Below are 4,352 nucleotides of genomic sequence, written 5' to 3' on the forward strand. Positions count from 1 at the left end.
AGTGTCGGATCGACTGCGGGTGGATTCAAGCTGCTCAGGTTGTTGATCGCGGTGAGTGTGTTGCGCCTGATTCTTCTGCGGACCTGTTTGCCGAAACACGCCGTCATTGAACCACGTCTGGCGGGCCGCAAACTACTCAACGAAGAGATTCACGAAGCGCTCCTGCTCATCGTGCTGTTCGTCACCGTTGTCGCTTTGTCCTGGTTGCCTTTTGTCGCAATGGGATACGGCCCGCTTGACTCCCTGTTTGAAGTGGTTTCGGCGACCGGAACGGTGGGGCTTTCGGTCGGGCTGACCAGTGCAGGCTTGCCCTCGCTGCTGAAAGGGATTTTATGCCTTGATATGTTGTTGGGAAGACTTGAAATTATAGCCTGGCTGGTGATGTTGTATCCGGGATCCTGGCTTGGCAGAAGAATGGAGGGAAGATGAGAACGGTATTTATCGGTGCAGGAAAAGTGAGTGTTGAAACGGCTCAGGCGCTTATCAAAAAGGGCCATCAAGTCGTCATCATCGAGTTGGATAAGGCCAGGATCGAAGAATTGTCGGAAGAAATGGACTGCAGCTTCCTGCTGGGCGATGGCAGCCATCCCAACATCCTGCGGGAAGTCAACCCTGAAAAAACCGACTTTTTATTTTGCCTCACCAACAGTGACCAGGCCAATCTCATTGCCGGTCTTGTTGGCCGTTCCCTCGGTTTTAAGCGCGTCATTAACAGTATCGGCAATCCGCAGTTTGAATCCATCTGCCATGAGTTGGGCCTGCAGGACACGATCGTCCCTTCCCGCACCATAAGCCGGTACCTTGAAGACATGGTGGGCGGCAGTGAAAATGTTGAACTTTCGACAGTCATTAAGGACGAGGCCCGATTTTTCACCTTGAAGGCAACAGAGGCCGAGACTGTCGCGGCCAAAGACCTGAAATTGCCTTCCGAGGCTAAGGTTATCTGCTATTACCGGAAAGGAAAATTTTCCCATGCCGATGCAGAAACAACATTTCGTCCTGGCGACGAGATTGTTATTCTGACGCACAGCAAAAACATCCCCAGCCTGCAGGAGCGCTGGCAGCCGCAGCCAGACGAAGAGGCGCCGGATGATGCGGCCCCGAAAAAGAACGGGTAACTGATGAGAATAATCTTGTTTTAGCGAAAAGGGCACCCCTTGGCACAAACCGCAATATTTTGATGAGCCACTATATATTGAGGCAGGAAAGGGTAATCCCGGACCTTCTGATCTTCTCGACCTGCCATCATGGGCAGCATGTACACAGGTTTGCTTGATAAGCCGGGAGTTGGTCGTTCATCGGCATGACTTTTGCTTTATCAATTGATAGTAACAGGGCGAGTGTATCTGTCCAGCCGCCCTGCTTTTTTGCCCAATCAAGTTTGCTCATTTGGGCAGGCCTTAGGATCGGCGGCCTGCTTACACCAATCATGCCCATATCTGACAGTGACAGCTCAGGAAAGTTCTCTCCTGGCGCCTGCCACCTTCAAGCAATTTAACAGGAGATTTATCATGAACGAATACAAACGCATTCTTGTGGTCAGCCGGATGATTCAATCATCCAGAAGAGTCATTCAACAGGGGTTATCTCTAGCCCGGCATTATGACGCTCAACTCCATATCATCCATTCCGTCTACAATCCCTTCGGTCTCATGGGTTGGAGCCTTGGGCATCTGTCGCTGCAGAATGAATATGAGAAAATCCTTCTGGATGCCAAGCGGCATCTGTCAGAACTGGTTGCGGCCGAGAAGACCAAGGGCGTCTCCATCAAGGAGTTGATCCGGGAAGGGGAGCCCACTGCCGAGATTATGAAAGCCATCAAGGAGGAAAATATTGACCTGCTGGTGATGCAGGCCCATGAAGAGGGCCGCCTGGAAGATCTTTTTTTCAATCGCAGTAACGATGAACTGATCCGCAAGATGCCCTGTTCGATCATGCTGGTGAAACAGGAGGCCATGGCTGTTGTCGAGGAGGAAGGAGTTGAGAAGGGGGAAGAATAAAGGGTTATCCAGAATACATGAATGGCCCGCAAATAAAGTCCGGCATCGTTATCCGGGACGATTTGCAGAACTACGGCATTTAGAAGAAAGGGGCTGTCAATCCTGCAGAGCACCTCAGAGCCAGAGGACTCAGTCCAATTCGGGGAACAGACCTAATTCCGGATAAAGTTTTCTGGCACAACCCGGGCAGATACTATGGGTGAATTTTACTTCAGTCCGATCCATAATAAATTTTTCGACCGGTATCCATTTGTTGTCTTCCTGGCGAATATCCTTGCATGAGGCGCAGATTGCGGCAAAGCCACTGATGGATGTGTTTTTTGATATGATATTCTGCAGTTTTACAATTAAGACTTCTTTTTCCTCTTCAGCCGATTTTTTATCAGTAATGTCCTGTATGGTTTCAATGGCGGCGACTAATTCTCCCCGGCTGTTGTAAATCGGGGCAGCATCAAAAATAATATATCTCCTTTTTTTGCCCAGATTCTGATACCAGCCCTCAGCATGTAATCCGTTTGGTATCAGCACCGATTTTTTAAAACGCGTATATAATTCAGGCAGCTGATCATATTGTCCATTGACGACAATGTCGGCGAGGCATGAGCGTTTTGACTCATAAAATGGCTGCCAGTGATTTTCGGAACCGATCACTTCGGACGCATGCATGCCCGTTAAGATCTCGCATGGTTTATTCCAATAAATAACCTGATGCTCAGGATTAATCACAAAAGTTGCCACTGCCGATTTATCAAGCAGCTCTTCGAACAGGGTGGCCGTAGTTCCAGTGTTCATAGAGAAAACCCTTGTTCAAAAGGTAATGGAAAGAAATGCAGCTCAGTAAAATGCTAGCACAGATGTCCTCGTGGATTACATATTTTTCTTGCATAAATGCGTGCTGGAGAAACAAAACCTGCCGGTATGATTGAAGGTTTTTGTGCAGGTGTCCGGATCCTCCCTGAGATGCGTTGTTTTGTAAAAAGTTGTTGTTTTTCTGAGATTTTCGGCTATAATGGCGGCCCAACTTTGTAGTCAATCTTTGCGCTTTGACAATTACGAAACAAGCTTGCCGCATCGGCCCCGGGAAAAGGGAGTGCGGCTTTTTTCTTTATGAGGGCACGACCATGATCACCGCAATCGACATCGCTCTCTCTTACGGTAAGAGAGTCATCTTCAAAGACGTCAACATCAAGTTTACCCCTGGCAATTGCTACGGTCTGATCGGGGCCAACGGTGCCGGCAAATCGACCTTTCTGAAGATCCTCGCCGGTCAGCTTGAGCCTGATCGGGGTGAGATTTCCAAGGGACCGAGGCAGCGCCTCGCCATGCTCAGCCAGGATCAGTTCGCCTTTGACGAGCATACCGTTTTCAACACCCTGATCATGGGTCACAAGAAGCTCTACAAGGTGATGGCCGAACGTGAGGCCCTTTATGCCAAGCCTGATTTTAATGAGGAAGATGGCTTACGTTCCGGAGAGCTTGAGGTTAAGTTCGGTGAAATGAACGGTTATGAAGCCGAGGCAGAGGCAGCGGTGCTGTTAAACGGTCTTGGTATTCCCGAGGAGATGCACCAGAAAAAAATGAAGGAACTTGACGGTAGCGACAAGGTTCGGGTGCTGCTGGCTCAGGCGCTGTTCGGCAACCCCGATATCCTGCTCCTGGATGAGCCCACCAACCAGCTGGACCTGAAGACCATCAACTGGCTGGAGGCCTTTCTTTCCCGCTTCAACAATACGGTTATTATCGTCTCCCATGATCGTCATTTCCTGAATCAGGTTTGTACCCATATGGCGGATATCGATTATGGCAAGATTCAGACCTATGTCGGTAACTACGATTTCTGGCAGCAGGCCAGTGAGCTCAGGTTCAACCAGAAAGAGAACGAGAGCAAAAGGTCCCAGGCCAAGGCGGACGAACTCAAGGATTTTATCAGGCGTTTCAGTTCCAACGCTTCCAAGGCCAAGCAGGCCACCTCGCGTAAAAAACTTCTTGAGAAGCTTACTCTCGAAGACATGCCGGTTTCATCCCGGAAATACCCCTATATCGTCTTCCAGCCGGAGCGGGCATGCGGGGATGTTATTCTGGAGATCGAAGGTCTGGCCAAAGCGATCGATGGAGTCCCGATGTTTAAAGATCTTTCTCTCACCGTCAACAAGGGTGACAAGATAGCCTTTGTCGGACCGAGCAGTCTGGCAAAAACCACCCTGTTTCAGATTCTGGCCGGAGAGCTTGAGCCGGATGCTGGCAGTTTCCGCTGGGGAGTGACCATGAAGAACTCATATTTTCCGAAAGAAAACAGTACCTATTTCAATAATGGCGATCTTGATCTGGTGGGTTGGCTGCGCCAGTTCACCC

At 49.7% G+C, this 4,352-nt stretch carries 5 protein-coding genes; 4 read left to right on the forward strand and 1 reads right to left on the reverse strand.

All coding sequences use genetic code 11. The annotated features are described in order from the left end of the window. From KKE17_00005 to KKE17_00015, 3 genes are all read left to right on the forward strand, one after another. A partial coding sequence (locus KKE17_00005; GenBank protein ID MBU1708367.1) for a TrkH family potassium uptake protein occupies positions 1–429 on the forward strand: 429 nt, incomplete at its 5' end. Beyond that, positions 426–1,118 carry a TrkA family potassium uptake protein gene (locus KKE17_00010; protein ID MBU1708368.1) on the forward strand — a complete coding sequence of 231 codons (693 nt, stop codon included), beginning with the start codon at positions 426–428 and terminating at the stop codon, positions 1,116–1,118. The genes KKE17_00005 and KKE17_00010, both read left to right, overlap by 4 nt. 393 nt (positions 1,119–1,511) lie before the next feature. Then, the gene (locus KKE17_00015; GenBank protein MBU1708369.1) at positions 1,512–2,000 is read left to right on the forward strand and encodes a universal stress protein; all 489 of its coding nucleotides are present in this window, start codon (positions 1,512–1,514) and stop codon (positions 1,998–2,000) included. A 129-nt stretch (positions 2,001–2,129) separates the two neighbouring features. Here the strand turns inward: KKE17_00015 and KKE17_00020 are convergent, their stop codons facing one another. Further along, complete coding sequence (locus KKE17_00020; GenBank protein MBU1708370.1) at positions 2,130–2,792, reverse strand: PAS domain-containing protein; 663 nt, start codon at positions 2,790–2,792, stop codon at positions 2,130–2,132. A gap of 329 nt (positions 2,793–3,121) precedes the next feature. On the opposite strand from KKE17_00020, the gene KKE17_00025 reads away from it, so the two are divergent. After that, on the forward strand, positions 3,122–4,352 hold a 1,231-nt coding region (locus tag KKE17_00025), incomplete at its 3' end, for an ATP-binding cassette domain-containing protein (protein ID MBU1708371.1).

It is taken from the genome of Pseudomonadota bacterium (assembly GCA_018823135.1).
Classification (GTDB): Bacteria; Desulfobacterota; Desulfobulbia; order Desulfobulbales; family CALZHT01; genus JAHJJF01.